The sequence below is a fragment of the Myxococcus sp. CA033 genome (assembly GCF_013336625.1).
GTDB classification, from domain to species: Bacteria; Myxococcota; Myxococcia; order Myxococcales; family Myxococcaceae; genus Myxococcus; species Myxococcus llanfairpwllgwyngyllgogerychwyrndrobwllllantysiliogogogochensis.
Genome location: NZ_JABUMU010000002.1, coordinates 14,145 through 28,791 on the forward strand (window position 1 = coordinate 14,145; position 14,647 = coordinate 28,791).

The 14,647-nt window shown below is 69.9% G+C and carries 13 protein-coding genes; 7 read left to right on the top strand and 6 right to left on the bottom strand.

Annotated features, from left to right (window positions below; genetic code table 11):
- Nucleotides 1-27 precede the first annotated feature (27 nt).
- The 4 genes from pyk to HUA78_RS06110 all read right to left on the bottom strand — a co-directional run bounded on the left by pyk (nucleotide 28) and on the right by HUA78_RS06110 (nucleotide 4,339).
- Complete coding sequence (gene pyk, locus HUA78_RS06095) at nucleotides 28-1,458, bottom strand: pyruvate kinase (RefSeq protein WP_141646079.1); 1,431 nt, start codon at nucleotides 1,456-1,458, stop codon at nucleotides 28-30.
- Between the two features lie 101 nt (nucleotides 1,459-1,559).
- A complete protein-coding gene (locus HUA78_RS06100; protein WP_141646080.1) occupies nucleotides 1,560-2,432 on the bottom strand; it encodes a hypothetical protein in 873 nt (290 codons plus the stop codon).
- A 153-nt stretch (nucleotides 2,433-2,585) separates the two neighbouring features.
- Complete coding sequence (locus tag HUA78_RS06105) at nucleotides 2,586-4,043, bottom strand: NFACT RNA binding domain-containing protein (RefSeq protein WP_174457969.1); 1,458 nt, start codon at nucleotides 4,041-4,043, stop codon at nucleotides 2,586-2,588.
- 98 nt (nucleotides 4,044-4,141) lie between these two features.
- Nucleotides 4,142-4,339, bottom strand: a complete 198-nt coding sequence (locus tag HUA78_RS06110; protein ID WP_141646082.1) for an excinuclease ABC subunit A — start codon at nucleotides 4,337-4,339, stop codon at nucleotides 4,142-4,144.
- A 363-nt stretch (nucleotides 4,340-4,702) separates the two neighbouring features.
- Between HUA78_RS06110 and HUA78_RS06115 the strand changes: the two genes are divergently transcribed.
- The gene (locus HUA78_RS06115; protein WP_141646083.1) at nucleotides 4,703-5,998 is read left to right on the top strand and encodes a glycoside hydrolase family 1 protein; all 1,296 of its coding nucleotides are present in this window, start codon (nucleotides 4,703-4,705) and stop codon (nucleotides 5,996-5,998) included.
- A 46-nt stretch (nucleotides 5,999-6,044) separates the two neighbouring features.
- Here the strand turns inward: HUA78_RS06115 and dusB are convergent, their stop codons facing one another.
- Nucleotides 6,045-7,061 (bottom strand): tRNA dihydrouridine synthase DusB, encoded by a 1,017-nt coding sequence (gene dusB / locus HUA78_RS06120; protein WP_174457967.1) that lies wholly within the window; start codon nucleotides 7,059-7,061, stop codon nucleotides 6,045-6,047.
- A 96-nt stretch (nucleotides 7,062-7,157) separates the two neighbouring features.
- On the opposite strand from dusB, the gene HUA78_RS06125 reads away from it, so the two are divergent.
- From HUA78_RS06125 to HUA78_RS06150, 6 genes are all read left to right on the top strand, one after another.
- A complete protein-coding gene (locus tag HUA78_RS06125; RefSeq protein ID WP_174475864.1) occupies nucleotides 7,158-8,600 on the top strand; it encodes a site-2 protease family protein in 1,443 nt (480 codons plus the stop codon).
- An 84-nt stretch (nucleotides 8,601-8,684) separates the two neighbouring features.
- On the top strand, nucleotides 8,685-9,713 hold the full coding sequence (locus tag HUA78_RS06130) for an acyl-CoA desaturase (RefSeq protein WP_141646086.1): 1,029 nt from the start codon (nucleotides 8,685-8,687) through the stop codon (nucleotides 9,711-9,713).
- 122 nt (nucleotides 9,714-9,835) lie between these two features.
- Nucleotides 9,836-10,402: an RNA polymerase sigma factor gene (locus tag HUA78_RS06135; protein WP_371745514.1), complete on the top strand. Its 567-nt coding sequence runs from the start codon at nucleotides 9,836-9,838 to the stop codon at nucleotides 10,400-10,402.
- The gene (locus tag HUA78_RS06140) at nucleotides 10,399-11,217 is read left to right on the top strand and encodes a DUF1109 domain-containing protein (RefSeq protein WP_174475865.1); all 819 of its coding nucleotides are present in this window, start codon (nucleotides 10,399-10,401) and stop codon (nucleotides 11,215-11,217) included. The genes HUA78_RS06135 and HUA78_RS06140 overlap by 4 nt, the downstream gene beginning before the upstream one ends.
- A gap of 128 nt (nucleotides 11,218-11,345) precedes the next feature.
- Nucleotides 11,346-13,451, top strand: coding sequence for a chloride channel protein (locus tag HUA78_RS06145; protein WP_254623592.1), 2,106 nt, complete (start codon nucleotides 11,346-11,348; stop codon nucleotides 13,449-13,451).
- A gap of 102 nt (nucleotides 13,452-13,553) precedes the next feature.
- Nucleotides 13,554-14,078, top strand: coding sequence for a GNAT family N-acetyltransferase (locus HUA78_RS06150; protein WP_141646089.1), 525 nt, complete (start codon nucleotides 13,554-13,556; stop codon nucleotides 14,076-14,078).
- 11 nt (nucleotides 14,079-14,089) lie between these two features.
- Here the strand turns inward: HUA78_RS06150 and HUA78_RS06155 are convergent, their stop codons facing one another.
- A complete protein-coding gene (locus tag HUA78_RS06155; protein WP_174475866.1) occupies nucleotides 14,090-14,632 on the bottom strand; it encodes a peroxiredoxin in 543 nt (180 codons plus the stop codon).
- Between the last annotated feature and the right edge of the window lie 15 nt (nucleotides 14,633-14,647).

A 14,647-nucleotide genomic window follows, 5' to 3' on the forward strand; every position in this document is an offset into this window, starting at 1 on the left:
GGCCCAAGCCTTCGATTCGACGTCGACTCAGCCTTCGATGGTGTGCAGCCGCAGGCTGTTGATCTTCCCGGGCTGTCCCACCGGCGCGCCGTACACGATGACGATGCGGTCGCCCTTGCGACCCAGGCCCCGCGCCACCAGCTCTTCACCCACGCGGCGCACCATCGCCTCGGTGTCCTGGATGGGCTCCAGCACTCGCGGCACCACGCCCCACAGGAGCGCCAGCCGACGACGGACTTCCTGGTTCGGACTGAAGGCCACAATCGGCACCGACGGCCGGTAGTGCGACAACAACCGCGCCGTCACGCCAGACAGCGTGAACGCGGCAATCAGCGACGCGCCACTCGCCTTCGCCGCCTCGCACGCCACGCGCGCAATCACATCCGGGAAGTGCGTGGGCAACCCCAGCGGCGCGTCGATGTTGCGCAACACCGGCTGCACCCGCTGCGAGGACTCCGCCGCCAGGATGATGCGCTCCATCATCTGCACGGACTCGATGGGGAACTTGCCGCTCGCCGTCTCGCCCGAGAGCATCACCGCGTCCGCGCCATCGAACACGGCGTTGGCCACGTCGCTCGCCTCGGCGCGCGTGGGCCGCGGGTTGTCGATCATCGAGTTCAACATCTGCGTCGCCACGATGACCGGCAGGCCGCGCAGGTTCGAACGCCGGATGATGTCCTTCTGGACGGCCGGGACTTCCTCGGGCGGAATCTCCACGCCCAAATCGCCTCGCGCCACCATCACCCCGTCCGTCTTGTCCAGGATGGCGTCCAGCCGGGCAATCGCCTCCGGCTTCTCCAGCTTCGCGATGATGGGCACCGTCCGGCCCACCTCCGCCATCGCCTGCCGAGCCGCGTCCAGGTCCGACGGCTGCCGCACGAAGGACAGCGCGATGAAGTCCACGCCCGCCTTGATGCCGAAGACCAGGTCCTCGCGGTCCTTCGGCGTCAGCGCATCCGCGCGCACCGCCACACCGGGCAGGTTGATGCCCTTGTTGTTCTTCAGCGCGCCGCCGTGGATGACTTCCGTCTTGATGAGCTTCTGCTTGTCCGTGTGCAGGACCTTCAGCTCCAGCAAGCCGTCGTCCAACAGGATGCGGTCGCCCGGATTCACGTCCGCCGCCAGGAACGGGTACGTGGTGGACACGATTTCGTCCGTGCCCGGCACCGTCTCGTCCGTGGTGATGTGGAAGATGCCGCCTTCCTTCAGGTCCGTGCTGCCCTTGGTGAAGCGGCCCGTGCGAATCTTCGGGCCCTGCAAGTCACCGAGGATTCCCACCGCCTTGCGCACCTTCAGCGAGGCCGCGCGCAGCTTGGCGATGTTCTCCGCGTGCTGCTCATGGCTGCCGTGCGAGAAGTTCAATCTCGCGACGTCCATGCCGTTCTCCAGCAGCGCCTCCAACATCTCCTGGCTCTGACTCGCGGGCCCGAGGGTGCAGACAATCTTCGCTCGTCGCATATGGCTCGGGAGGATGGGTGTCCCTCACGAACGCGTCAAGCACGCACCACGCGTCGCTTCGCTCGGTAAAACGGTAAATGAGCCAGCGAGCAACGGAGCCATCAACCGCGCAACAACACGCCCAGATTCTCCCGCTCCCAGCGCAGCGCCGCCGCGTAGTGAGGGTACGTGCGCTCGCGCTCCCGGAAGGCGCGCGGGTGGTGGACCCGACGCCCGCCTCGCCCCGTGCTCGGGAAGAGCTGATGCAGCATCTCGTGGTAGACGATGAACTCCACGAAGAAGGCCGGCACCTCGGGCCTGTCCAGCGCGGGATGGATGCGAATCTCCCGCGTCTGATGGTCGTACACGCCCAGGCGGATGGACTTGCGCCGACGCCTCGGAGGCATCCGTCCCCAGCCGATGCGCGCCTGGATGACGTTCTCGAAAAAAGTGGCGTTGACGTTGTTGTAAAGCGCCGTCAGGTCGAAACAGCGCCCCAACGGGTTGAGGTCCGCGTCGGATTCACGACGCACCTGGCGGATTCGCGGCTGCTGTCCCCGGATGTACTCGTCCAGCAGCACGCCCGCCGTCCGGTGTCCCCGGCCCGCGTAGTCCGCCACCGCGCGGACGATGGACTCCGGCGCGTCCAGGAACATGTGGTGCAGCCGCAGCTGGAGCGCGTTGCCCCCTCGACGGAAGGACACCATGGTGGAGCGGTTGTCCGTCACCGCCAGCTTCACCGGCATCCCCAGCTCCGCGCTCAGCCTCCAGGCCAGGGACTCCGCGCGGGTCCACATCTCCTCACGAGGAGAGGGAACCGTGAGCATGCGCGGTGCTTCTTCCGGAGCCCGATGCCGGGGCGGAGGCGGCCGGAGCTGCGGAACGGGCTCGAGCCGCGGAACAACCTCCGCGACCTCCTTTTCCAGGGCACGAGGCTCCGCGACCGCCGCCGTGGCCCGACTGGCCGCGGAGAGGCCGCGTGGAAACAGGGACATCTGACGGAAAAACTCGGAGGTCACTCGGCGCGCATCGTACCCGGCAACCTCCCGGACTCAAGGCCGCCGGCCTTTGCCCGCCTGCTCTCCGTCAGCCCGTCAACCGCGCCCCACCCCTCCGCGCTGAGGTTCACACTCCGGGGGGAAGTTTCGTCACGGAGCGGGCAACTCGGTGTGACGGGACTTGAGCAGTCGCTCCAGCCGCTCCGCCTCCATGCGCACCACGAAGGTCTTCTCGCGCGTGTACGTCACCTGCCCCGGCGCCCCACCCTTCACCTTCCGCACGAACTTCGCCTGCACGTAGCTCACCTCGCCCCGCGGCTCGCCCTTCGCCCCCGAGTGGTGCAGCGCCAGGTGCGCCGCGTCCAGGAGCACCTCCTGCGTGGGCTCCTGCCCCTTCTCCAGGGGAAGCACCACGTGACTGCCCGGCACACCGCGCGCGTGGAACCACAGGTACCAGGGCCGGGCCACCTTGAAGGTGAGCGTGTCGTTGTCCTCCGAACCCCGCCCCACCCAGATGCGCGAGCCCGCGTGGCCCACGTACTCCTTGAAGGGCTTGCCCTCCGGGGTGGCCTCCCCGCCCACGGGCACGTGCAGCACCTGCGCCTGCGCGAGCAGCATCGCCTCGTCCATCCGCTCCACCTGCTCCAGCGACAACTGGGCGTGAGCCACCTCCCGCGCCAGCTCCGCCTCGCGGTGGCGCGCCTGCTCCACGCCTCGCAGCAGCCGGCGGTACTGGTGGAAGTTCCAGTCCGCCTCCTCCTTGGGCGTGCGCTTCGGGTCCAGCTTCACCTGGACCTCCTCCGCGCCGGCCTCGGTGTACTCGGTGAGCGTGACCTCAGTGGCGCCCCGCTTTAGGCGGAAGAGGTTCTGCGCGAGCAGCTCCCCCATCCGACGATGCTTCTCCGCGTCCGGCCCGCGCCCCGCCTCCGCCCTCACCTTCTCCAGGGTGCGCGAGGAGCGCTTGAGGCGAGCGCGGTACGGCTGCGCCAGTCGGCGGCGGATGGACTCCGCGCGGCTCGCCTGGTCCTTGGCTCCGAGCAGCAGCTCCGCCGCGTGGGAGTAGGGAAGCGTGTCCCCCTCGGCGGGCACCAGCCGCGAGGGCGCGAGGCGCGCCTTGGCCAGCGCGTCCGGGGGCAGCGACTCCGGAGGCGTCCACGCCGCGCCTGCGTAGAGATTGCGCCGGGGACCGAAGCCCTCGCCGGACAGCATCAACACCCGCCCCTGCTCACTCAAGAGGAGCAGTCCACCCGGGGAGCCCAGCTCCATCACCAGACGACGGCGCACCTCCTCGCGCTCGAAGTCCAGCTCCACCACCCGCTCCGCGTCGCGAAAACGCGCCGCCAGGAGCTTCGCGCCAGTCAGCTCGTGCCGCAGCCACCGCTGGAAGGGCGCGGGCTCGCCCGGTGTGGGGAAGCGCGTCTCGGCGACGGCCACCCGGGACAGCTCTCCCTCGGCGCACAGACAGAGAAGGATGGAGCGCCCGGGGACTCGCAGCTCCAGGTAGGCCAGCCTCGGCAGCGGGCACCAGGCCTTCTGGGCCACCGCTCCCGTCAGCTTCGCCCCCACCTCCGCCACCACCTGCTCCAGCTCCGAGGGACGCAGTGACATGGGCAACCTCCTGTCCGGACAAAAGAAAAACGGCCCGGCGGATTTCGCCGAGCCGTTCACCGGACGTCAAACACCGTCCGCGAATGACGCTTTACTGCTCAGGACTCCGGGGTCGCCGGGGCCGCCGCCGTCTTGGCCTTGCTCGCGCGCTTGCGGGCAGGGGCCTTCTTGGTGGCCTTACGAGCAGTCGTCTTCTTCGCCGCCGCCTTCTTCGCGGTCTTGCCAGCCGTCTTGCGGGTGGTCGTCTTCTTCGCGGCGGTCTTCTTCTTCGCGGCGGTCTTCTTCTTAGCGGCCATCAGAACCCTCCATGTAATTGGCCCCAGTGAACCGAGGGCCTGCACTCTTCTTTTGATGGAGTGAGTGCTTGAAGTGAATGGTACGGGCGACACACCAGTGTGTCAACGCATGGTGATGTATTGCATCGCGCGGCGAGGCCGATTTTTCGGCATCGGGCGGTGCCGGAGGTCGCGAAAGGCGCTTCGAGGACACTTCCGAAGCGACGCGCGAAAACGCGCGCGAGGCCGAATTCTAGGCTCCGGACGCGACGGAGCCGTTCGCGGCGCGCGCCTCGCGAGCGCACTGTCGGCTGCCGCGCACTGGCCTTCGCGGCACTCCGAACTTTTCGCGATGGAGGGTCGCGTCTACGGTGCGCGGCCACGATGAGGACCTCCGAGATGACCTTCCCCGCGGACTTCACCTTCGGCGTCGCGACCTCCGCGTACCAGGTGGAGGGCGGCATCGAGAACGACTGGGCCGAGTGGGAGCGCGCGGGAAAGTTGAAGGAGCCCCACGCCCGTTGCGGGCGAGCGGTGGACCACTGGCACCGCTACGAGGAGGACTACGCGCTGGCCCGCGCCGTGGGCGCCACCGCCTTCCGAATCTCCCTCGAGTGGGCGCGAATCGAGCCGGAGCGCGGGAGGTTCGACGAGGCCGCGCTGGAGGCGTACCGGGAACGGCTCCTGAAGATGAAGGCCCAGGGCCTGCGGCCGGTGGTGACGCTCCACCACTTCACCCATCCGACATGGTTCCACCGGGAGACGCCGTGGCACTCGCCCGAGAGCGTGGAGGTCTTCCGCCGCTATTCCCGCCGGTGCGCCGCGTTGCTGGAGGGCCTGGACGCGCTCGTCATCTCCTTCAACGAGCCGATGGTGCTGCTCTTGGGCGGCTACCTGCAGGGCGCCATCCCCCCGGGCATCGCCGACGGGGCGCTCACCATGAGGGCGCTGGAGAACATGGTCCGCTCCCACGCGGCGGCGAGGCGGGAGCTGCTGGAGCGCCTGGGCCGGGTGGAGCTGGGCATCTCCCAGAACATGCTCGCCTTCGCGCCGGACCGTTGGTGGAACCCGCTGGACCGCGCCCTCGTGCGGCTGGCCTCGCCCGCCTACAACCACGCCTTCCACGAGGCGCTCTCCACGGGGAAGCTCCGGGTGAACATGCCCGGGGTGGCCACCACCCGCGCCGACATCCCCGAGGCCCGGGACTCGGTGGAGTTCATCGGGGTGAACTACTACAGCCGCGCGCACCTGCGCTTCGTGCCGCGCCCGCCCTTCATCGAGTTCAAGTACCGCGACACCCGGGGCCGGGGCCTCACCGACATCGGCTGGGAGGACTGGCCCGAGGGCTTCCTCCAGACGCTGCGCGACGTGAAGCGCTACGGCAAGCCGGTGTGGATTACGGAGAACGGCATCGATGACCGGGCGGGCGCCCGCCGTCCCCACTACCTGCACTCCCACCTCTCCCAGGTGCTGGCCGCCCGGGCCCAGGGCGTGGACGTGCGCGGCTACCTCTATTGGAGCCTGCTCGACAACTTCGAGTGGCTGGAGGGCTGGGGGCCGCGCTTCGGCCTCTACCACGTCGACTTCGACACGCTGGAGCGGCGCCCCACCCCCGCCTGCGACTACTTCCGCGCGGTCGCCACCGGCCGCGTGCTCGTGCCGCCCGGTGCGTCCCTGTAGGAACTTCCGCGCCCCTCGGGTGAGAAACCGTGGGGCCTGGGACTCGTCAACCGAGCGCCGCGCGGTAGTCGACGTCCTGCTCCTCGGATGAGTCCCCGGAGCGGTCCGAGTCGGCGGCGGAGAAGAAGGCGCGCACGGCGTCCGCCACCGCCTCCGGTGCATCCAGGGTGTTGGCGCGCGCACGGAAGGCGGCGGCGCCCGCGAGGCCATGGGCGTACCAGCCCAGGTGTCGGCGGAAGGAGCGCACGGCGCCGAGCGGGTCCCCCACGAAGGCCAGGTGCGCGTGGAAGTGCTCCAGCACCAGGGCGCACCGCTCCTCGGGCGAAGGCGCGTCCCCGCCCGCGAGCTCGCGAAATATCCACGGGTTGCCCAGGGCCGCGCGGCCAATCATCACGTAGTCGCAGCCGGTCGTCTCCAGCATGCGCCGCGCGTCCTCGGGCGTGCGCACATCCCCGTTGCCGAACAGGGGCAGCTCCGGGAAGTGGCGCTTCAAGTCGGTGATGACGCTCCAGTCCGCCTGTCCCGAGTAGCCCTGCTCCCGGGTGCGAGGATGGATGGCAAGCCCCGCGCAGCCGGCCTCCTGGAGCGCGGCGGCCATCTGGAGGTAGTTGCGCGTCTTGGCGTCCCAGCCCGAGCGAATCTTGCAGGTGACGGGCAGGCCCGAGGCCTCGCGCATCGCCCGGACGATGGCGGCGGCGCGCTCCGGGTCGCTCAAGAGCGCGCTGCCCGCCCCGTTCTTCGTCACCTTCTTCACCGGGCAGCCCATGTTGATGTCCAGCATCTGCGCCCCGTGGGACTTGCCGACCGCGGCCGCGAGGCCCATGGCCTCCGGGTCGCCTCCATAGAGCTGGAGCGAGTAGGGCTTCTCCACCTCCGCGTCGAAGCGCAGGTACATGAGGGTGCGCTGGTTGGCCCGCATCAACCCCTGGGAGCTGACGAGCTCGGTGGGGCACAGGGCGGCGCCCATGCGGAAGGCGAGCACCCGGAAGGGCATCTCGGACACCCCGGCCATGGGGGCGAGGACAAAAGGATTCGGAAGGGAATAAGGGCCGAGTCGCAGCATGGGGCTTCTGGGAACCTACCGAAATGAAGAGGAAGCGGTTGCGGGATGTGCGCTACGGACTGCGCATCCGCGCCTCAACGGTTAAGGTCCGTGCCCATGTTCCGCTTTCGCCTCGGGAGCATTCCCGTCGACGTCCACCCCAGCCACCTGCTGGTCTCCGCCGTGCTCGCCTACAGCTCGGTCCGCGCCTCGCAGGATGGCTGGCCCTTCCGCCAGGTGTCCGAGGCGCCCGCCCTGGGCCAGGCCAGTGCCATGGTGGTGTTCGTCCTGTCGTGGATGCTCATTGTCTTCGTGTCCGTGCTGGTCCACGAGCTGGGCCACGCCCTGGCCAGCCGCCTCTTCGGCTACCACCCGAGCATCGCACTCGTCTGGCTGGGCGGGCACACCCTGCCCACCGACATGCCCGGCCCGCTTCCATGGAAGAGGGATTTGGTCATCACCGTGGCGGGGCCCCTCTTCGGGCTGCTGCTCGGCGTGGTGAGCCTGGTGGGCTACCTGGTCTTCAACGGGCACTCCCCCGCGCTGGACTTCTTCCTGCGCACCTTCGCTGGCGCCAACTTCATCTGGGCCATCTTCAACCTGCTGCCCGTGCTGCCGCTGGACGGTGGGCGGCTGGTCTCCACGCTGGCCACCCGGGTGCTCGGCCCCCGGCGGGGGCTGCTCGCGTCCCAGGGACTGGCGCTGTTGGTGTGCGTGGCCGTGGTCGTCTACAGCCTGAACATCGGGTGGCTCTTCCCCGCCATCTTCTTCGCCATGTACGGCGTCCAGGCGTTCCGCACCGTGGCGGAGGCCCTGAGCTCCGGAGGCAACGCCCCGCGCGTCGGTGGCACAGGCTCGCTGGACAGCCCCGTGGCGGGGAAGCTTCGCGAGGCGAAAATCGCGCTGGATGCGGGCCGCCTGGATGACGCACGCCGGCTGGGCGCCGCGGTGCTGGAGGGCGGCGACGGCCTCACCCCCGAGATGGCCAGCCACGCCCACCACCTGCTCGGCTGGGTGGCGCTGAAAGAAGGCCAGGGCCGACAGGCGCTGGACCACTTCTCCCAGGTGCAGGGGCTCCAGGTGGAGCCGCATGCGGTGGCCGCGTCCTTCTCCCTCGTCGGTGACGACGCGCGCGCGCTGGATTGGTGGAAGCAGGCCTGGCAGACGTCCTCGGACCGCACGGTGATGCACGAGTACGCCGGGACGTTGATCCGCCTGGGCCGGACGCCGGAGGCCCTGAAGCTGCCCGGCGTGGAGGCCGCCGCGGCGTTCAGCTGCGCGGAGCGGGTGCTCTTCATCCGAGGCGTCTATTCGGAGGCCGCCGCGATGGGCGAGGCCGCGCTGGAGCACGCCCCGAGCGCCAGCATCGCCTACGACGCCGCGTGCGCTTATGCCAAGGCGCGCAACGTGCCCGACGCGGTGCGCCTGCTGCGCCGGGCCAGCGAGCTGGGATTCAAGGACGGGGCCTATGCCGCCTCGGACGCGGACCTGGCGCCCCTGCATGGCCACCCCGCTTTCGAGGAGTGGTTGACGGAGCTGCGGCAATCCGCCGCCTCCTGACAGAGCGATGACAGGAGGGGGTGTTGATGCGGGACGAGGCTGCGCACCTTCGGGCGCGCTCCTGCTCCAGCTCAAGAGGCTCCCTTGCAGACTTCCTCTCCTGCTCCCGCCCTGCCCTCGGACAACGAGCGCCTGAACTGGCTGTCGTCCATCCCCTTCTTCGCCGTCCACATCATGTGCCTCTTCGCCTTCTCTGTCGGGGCGAAGCCAGTGGACGTGGCGGTCTGTGTGGGGCTGTACATCCTGCGCATGTGGGGAATCACGGTGGGCTTCCACCGCTACTTCTCCCACCGGGCCTTCAAGACGGGCCGCGTCTTCCAGTTCATCCTCGCGCTGGTGGGCACCCTGTCGACGCAGAAGGGCGTGCTGTGGTGGGCGGCCAACCATCGCCACCACCACCGGACGTCGGACCAGGCGGACGACATCCACTCGCCGGTGCAGAAGGGCTTCTGGTTCAGCCACGTGGGCTGGATTCTGTGTGACAAGTACGGGCCCACGCGCATGGAGGGCATCAAGGACTTCGCGCGCTTCCCGGAGCTGGTGTGGCTCAACCGCTTCCACCTGGTGCCGCCCGTCCTGCTGGCGGTGGCGCTCTACTTCATCGGCGGCTTCTCCATGCTGGTGTGGGGCTTCTTCGTCAGCACCACCCTCTTGTGGCACGGGACGTTCACCATCAACTCCCTGAGCCACATCTTCGGCAAGCGCCGCTACAAGACGACGGACACCAGCCGCAACAACTGGCTGCTGGCGCTCATCACCCTCGGCGAGGGCTGGCACAACAACCACCACTACCACCAGAACACCGCCAACCAGGGCTGGTTCTGGTGGGAGGTGGACCTGAGCTTCTACTCGTTGAAGGTCCTCTCCTGGTTCAAGGTCGTGGAGGGCCTGCGGCTGCCCTCCGACTCGGTCAGGTACGCGTACCGGAAGTACTCGGCGGAGGACCGCGCGGCGCTGGCCACGCCCACCCGCTTCTTCGGCGCGGGAGGCGCGCGCGCGCAATTGGTCGCCGCCAGGACGGCCGCCGAGGGCAAGGTTCGCGAGGCGCTGGCCGCCGCCGCGGATCACCTGCCCTCCTCCGCACCCACACCGCAGCCCATGCTCAAGCAGTGATGGCAGCGGGGCCGAGGCACACCCACCCTGGGTCTCATGCAACCGGCTAGAGTGCCGCGCGCGTGTCACCGCCTCCGTCGATGAAACCAGCCTCCGCGCCCGTGCGTACCGGAGACGATTCGGTGCGCACTTCCGTCGCACCCGAGTCAGACGAGGTGCTGATGGCGCGGTTTTGTGAAGGGCAGGCTCCGGCGTTCGACGCGCTCTTCCAGCGTCACTCCCGACAGGTGCGCGGATACCTCACCCGCCTGACGGGCAGCGCGTCCACCGCCGAGGACCTGGTGCAGCTCACCTTCATGTCCCTGGTCCGCTCGCGAGGGCGCTTCCAGGCGGGCTCCCGCTTCAAGCCGTGGCTGTATGCCATCGCCACCAATGCCGCGCGCGACTCCCAGCGCCGGGGCCGCCGCACCGAGGAGCTGACGGCCGAGGGAGAGCTGCCCACGGGCATCGCCGACGAGAGCCCCGCGCCCCGAGACGTGGGACTGGAGCGCGCGGTGCGACAGGCGCTCGACATGCTCCCCGAGGGCCAGCGCATCCCCATCCTCCTGCACCGCTTCGAGGGCATGGGCTTCGCCGAAATCGCCGACACCCTGGGCCTCACCGAGAGCGCGGTGAAGGTCCGGGCCCATCGAGGCTATGAGCGACTGCGCGAGCTGCTCGCCCCCCTGCGCACGGAGACCTTGGAATGACCCCGGAGTGTTCACGGGTGATGGACTGTCTGGGCGAAGCCCTGCCCCCGGAGCTGACGAAGCACGTGGCGTCCTGTGAGGACTGCCAGGTGGTGACGGGCGGCTTCGACCTCCTCGGCGGTCCGAGTCACGCCGCGGCGTCGATGCTCCCCACGGCCTTCGCGTCCACCGAGGATGACGAGCAGACGCTGCCCGGCCACGACACCGCGCGACGCTTCGCCCTGGAGACCCTGGCGAAGCAGCCCATGGCGCGTCCCTGGTGGCACGGGCTGGCGCTGCTGGTGGGCGTCCACGCGGCGATGGTGGGCGTGGGGCTGACCCTGCTGAGCCGCCGAGGCGGATGGGTGGGCAACGCGTCCCCGCCGGGACTGGTGGTGGGCGTGGGAGTCGTCATCCTCGCGCTGCTCGGCGCGGGCGCCTTTGTCGCGCTGTCGCCCCGCCGTCGGGTGGTGCCCTGGGCGGGAGTCCTCGCCTTCGCGGGAGCCCTGGGCGTCACCGTGGTGCTCACCGGGTCCGGACAGCAGGGCCGGGCCTTGCTGGCCGGCGTCCTCGGCTGCGCGGGCACGGAGCTGGCGGTGACGGTGGTGCCGCTGGCCGTCACGCTGGTGCTGCTGAGCCGCTCCGCCTACCACCCCGCGCGAGCGCTGGCTGCCGGGCTGTCCGCCGGCTCGGTCAGCCTGCTTGTCCTCCACGTGCATTGCCCCGACGGGACGGCGGCCCACCTGCTCTGGGGCCATGTGCTGCCCTGGCTGGGGCTCGCGGGAATCGCCGTGCTGCTGCGCTCGCTGCTGCCCACGCGCAGCTACGCCCCCTGAAGACAGGCCACCCGCCGCCCTCCCGCTCGCCCCCTCGCGCCGTGTGGCCGCGAGGAGTGCCACCGGCCCGACAGGCCGCTCTCGAACGTTGAAGCTTCCCCGTTCGGGATGGGTTAGTGGGAGGACCAATGAATGTCGATGAACCTCCCCCTGGGGTGATGCCCCAGCGCGCGGTGTGGGTCCGCGCTCGGGAGCACTTGAGCCGATTCACGCACGCGGCGCTTCAAGCCTCCAACCGCCTGCGGCTGCCCGGTCCGTCCGTGCTGCCCGTGGCGGGCGCGGTGGTGGGGCTCTACAGCGGCCTGGCCGCGGGCATCTTCTCCAACCTGATTGGCCTGGTGAGCGGGCTGACGTTCGGCGCGGCGGAGCTGGCGCACACGCTGCGCCGCAGCCAGTTGCTGACGTTGATGGACGCGTTCGGCTCGGCGCGGTGGCATCTGGAGTACGCCATCGTCGGGGCGCCGCTGGCGCTCGGCGCGCTGCTGCTGGCGCGGGTCATCGAGCCCGGAGGCCCTCGGGACGAGGTGAAGCGACGGTTGCGCCTGCTGGCGCTGCTGACGCTGGGCGCGCTGTCGCTCTACTACCCGCTGGTGGCGCTGGCCGCGCTCAACAGCGTCTTCGGCCACCCCCACGCCCTGGCCGAGGCGATTCCGCTCCTGCCCTGGTGGCTGATGCTGCTGGCCCCCACCCTGGGCGGCGTGGCGGTGGGACGGCTGCTCCGGGACAGGCCGGAGACGCATGGCCATGGCGTCCCCGAGGTCGTCCGGGCGGTGAAGAGTGGCGCCAACGTGGTGCCCGCGGACCGGGGCCTGTTGAAGCTGGTGGCGTCCGCCATCACCATCGGCAGCGGCGGTTCGGCGGGCCGCGAGGGCCCCATCGTCTATGGCGGCGCGGCGTTCGCCTCCAGCGTGGGCCGGGTGCTGGGCTTCAGTCGCAGGGAGCTGTCCATCCTCCTGGCGTGCGGCGCGGGCGCGGGCATCTCCGCGTCCTTCAACGCCCCCATCGCCGGGGCGGTGTTCGCGATGGAAATCATCCTCCGCGAGTTCGAGCTGCGCGTCTTCTCGCCCATCATCCTGGCCAGCGTGGCGGGCACGCTGGTGAGCCAGGGTGTGCTGGGCGAGGCGCCCATGCTGCGCAGCGTGCCGTACGAGCTGGTGAGCGGCTCGGAAGTCCTGGCGTACGCGGTGCTGGGCATCGGCTGTGGCCTGCTGGCCTTCACCTTCGTGAAGCTGCTGCACGGGGTGGAGCACTTCTTCCAGGGGCGCATGGGCGGGACGCTGTCGCCGTGGCTGGGCCGCAAGTCGCTGCCCTTTCGCGCGGGCCTGGGCGGGCTGTGCGCGGGGCTGATGGCCTTCGTCAGCCCCACGGTGTGGGGCAGCGGGCACGACTTCATCAACCTGGCGGCGGTGGGAAAGCTGCCCTTCTTCTTCCTCGTCACCGCCTGCGTGTTGAAGCTGGTGGCGACGGCCATCACCATCGGCTCGGGGGGCTCGGGCGGGACGTTCTTCCCCGCGGCCGTCATCGGCGCCATGGCGGGTGGAGCGTTCGGCACGCTGGTGCACTACTTCTTCCCGGCCAGCACCGGCCCCAGCGGGGCGTATGCGCTGGTGGGCATGGGCGGCGCGGTGGCGGCGCTCAACCGGGGTCCGCTCACCGGGATGATGATGATGTACGAGCTGAGCGGGAACCACGACATCATCCTCCCGCTGATGGTGACGTGCACCATCGCCTCCGCGCTGTGCCACTACCTCATCGAGCGCAACGCGCCCAAGGCCCCCAGCGACACGGACCTGCTGGAGAGCACGCCCGTGCAAGCGCTGATGGAGCACGTGGCGCCCGTGCCCGCGGGCCTTCCGATGCGGCCCCTGGCGGACCTGCTGCTCACCTCCGAGACGGGCGCGCTGCCGGTGCTGGACACCCACGGCGAGGTCTACGGCATCGTCCAGGTGGAGCAGCTGCGCGAGGTGTGGCGCGACGAGGCCATGTACCCGCTGCTGGTGGCCAGCGACCTGGCGCGCAAGCTGCCGCTCCTGGCGCCCAATGCCGACCTGGCCCAGGCGCTGCGCATCATGGACCAGGAGGACGTGGACTCCCTGCCCGTCGCCGCTCCCGGGGGCATCGCCACCCGGGGCCTGCTGACGCGCGCCGCGGTGAGGCGCTTCCTCTTCGCCCAGCACGCCAAGGCCCATGCGCGCGGCGACAGCCCCGTCAGCGCCACCGAGGTGACGCACTGACGTGCGGGGCCTGGGGTCCGGGATACCCCCCCTTTTTTACGAGGGAGGCTCGTCCTGTTCGCGGCGCATGGGATGGGACATGCTGGGCGCCCGGAGGCGTCCGTGGAGCTACTCCGTGCGAGTCCAGCCGAGCACCCGCTGCTGCGAAACCTGTACCCGCTCTACCTGCACGACTTGAGCGAGTTCGGGGTGGAGTACCGCCTGGACCCACAAGGGCAGTGGGTGCCCAACTTCCTGCCCACGTGGCTCGCGGCCTCGGACGAGGTCCACCCGCTGCTGCTGCGCTGGGAGGGCCGCACGGTGGGCTTCGCCTTCGTGGCGCAGGCCCCCTTCCCGTACATGACTCCCGGGCGCGACTTCCGGATGAGTGAGTTCTTCATCCTGCGCGGCGAGCGGGGCTACGGCCTGGGACGGCGCGCGGCCATGGCCGTGTTCGACCGCTTCCGGGGCCTGTGGGAGGTGTCCCAATTGCCCGCCAACCACGCGGCCACCTCGTTCTGGAGGAAGGTCATCCGCGAGTACACCGGCGGCCAGTTCGAGGACAGCTACGTGGAGGACTCCCCGGCCCAGCTCTTCGACAACCGGGGACTGCCACCCCTTCGCCTTGGACCGCCCACGACGCGATAGCCGGGTGCGCGCTACGGCTTCGCCTCGGGAGCCGGCGACGGCTCCTTCGTGGCGGGCGGCGTCGCGGGCTTGCCCTGCGAGCACGAGGTGATGGCGCCCGCCGGGTCGATGGCGTCACCGCCGGAGTCCACCTTGAGGACCTTGCGCCCCTCGCCGACAACGAAGGTGTAGCGCTTGGACACCGTCACCAGCGGCATCTTCACGTCGTACGCCTCGACGACCTTGCCGTCCGGGTCCGGGATGAAGGGGAACGGCGCCTTCAGCTCCGCCTTGAAGCGCTTGAGCGTCTCCGCGTCATCCGTGCTGAAGGCCAGCACGCGCCCCTGCAGCTTCTCGATGTCCGCGTGCCGGGCCGTGTACGCCTTGAGTTCCTTCGTGCACCCTCCCGTGAAGGCCTTGGGGAAGAAGGCGACGATGACGGGCCCCTGCTTCACCAGCTCCGACAGGATGTAGACCTTGCCGTCCGTGTCCTTCACGGTGAAGTCCGGGGCGGTGTCGCCCACGTTGGGGATGGCGGCGACCAGAAGCCCTGCGAGCAGTACGGGAGCGAGCATGCCGGGGATTTGAGC

Bases quoted from the DNA above. Each gene is read 5' to 3' on its own strand.
- pyk (WP_141646079.1), bottom strand. From the start codon at position 1,458: ATGCGACGAGCGAAGATTGTCTGCACCCTCGGGCCCGCGAGTCAGAGC.
- dusB (WP_174457967.1), bottom strand. From the start codon at position 7,061: ATGCTGCGACTCGGCCCTTATTCCCTTCCGAATCCTTTTGTCCTCGCC.
- HUA78_RS06155 (WP_174475866.1), bottom strand. From the start codon at position 14,632: ATGCTCGCTCCCGTACTGCTCGCAGGGCTTCTGGTCGCCGCCATCCCC.
- HUA78_RS06105 (WP_174457969.1), bottom strand. From the start codon at position 4,043: ATGTCACTGCGTCCCTCGGAGCTGGAGCAGGTGGTGGCGGAGGTGGGG.
- HUA78_RS06125 (WP_174475864.1), top strand. From the start codon at position 7,158: ATGTTCCGCTTTCGCCTCGGGAGCATTCCCGTCGACGTCCACCCCAGC.
- HUA78_RS06145 (WP_254623592.1), top strand. From the start codon at position 11,346: ATGAATGTCGATGAACCTCCCCCTGGGGTGATGCCCCAGCGCGCGGTG.
- HUA78_RS06140 (WP_174475865.1), top strand. From the start codon at position 10,399: ATGACCCCGGAGTGTTCACGGGTGATGGACTGTCTGGGCGAAGCCCTG.
- HUA78_RS06110 (WP_141646082.1), bottom strand. From the start codon at position 4,339: ATGGCCGCTAAGAAGAAGACCGCCGCGAAGAAGAAGACCGCCGCGAAG.
- HUA78_RS06115 (WP_141646083.1), top strand. From the start codon at position 4,703: ATGAGGACCTCCGAGATGACCTTCCCCGCGGACTTCACCTTCGGCGTC.
- HUA78_RS06100 (WP_141646080.1), bottom strand. From the start codon at position 2,432: ATGTCCCTGTTTCCACGCGGCCTCTCCGCGGCCAGTCGGGCCACGGCG.